This window comes from Massilia sp. CT11-108 (assembly GCF_047302915.1).
In the GTDB taxonomy this organism is placed as follows: Bacteria; Pseudomonadota; Gammaproteobacteria; order Burkholderiales; family Burkholderiaceae_D; genus Telluria; species Telluria orientalis.
In genome coordinates this window covers 1-436 of the sequence record NZ_JBKYMO010001261.1, presented here as the reverse complement: position 1 = coordinate 436, position 436 = coordinate 1, and the positions used below count along the sequence as shown (strand labels likewise).

Genomic DNA, 436 nt, shown 5'->3' with positions numbered 1-436 from the left:
CTCGATGCCATCCGCATCCTCGTCGACATGGCCCCGCCGGACGCGATCGTCGGCGGCGGGACGATGCTGAGCGTGGCGGACGTCGACGCCGTCGCGCAGGCGGGCGGCCGCCTGTTCGTGTCCCCGAACTGCAATCCCGTCGTCATCGCGCACGCGCGCGCAACCGGCATGCTGTGCGCGCCCGGCATCGCGACGCCCACGGAAGCTTTCGCCGCGCTGGATGCGGGGGCCCATGCGTTGAAACTGTTCCCGGCCGAATCGATCGGCCCCGCGGGGCTGAAGGCGATGAAATCCGTCCTGCCGGCCGATACGCCGTTGTGGCCCGTGGGCGGCGTCACGCCCGAACAGATCCCGGCGTGGAAGGCGGCCGGCGCGACCGGCGCGGGCATCGGCAGCCAGCTATTTACGCCCGGCGTGGCGCTGGACGACCTGGCTG

Annotated in this window: 1 protein-coding gene; it reads left to right on the top strand. The window is 72.2% G+C overall.

Going from position 1 to position 436, the window contains the following annotated elements; genetic code table 11:
* Positions 1 to 436, top strand: a 436-nt coding sequence (locus tag ACEN88_RS34320; RefSeq protein ID WP_413346866.1) for a 2-dehydro-3-deoxy-6-phosphogalactonate aldolase, incomplete at both ends; no start/stop codon positions are given.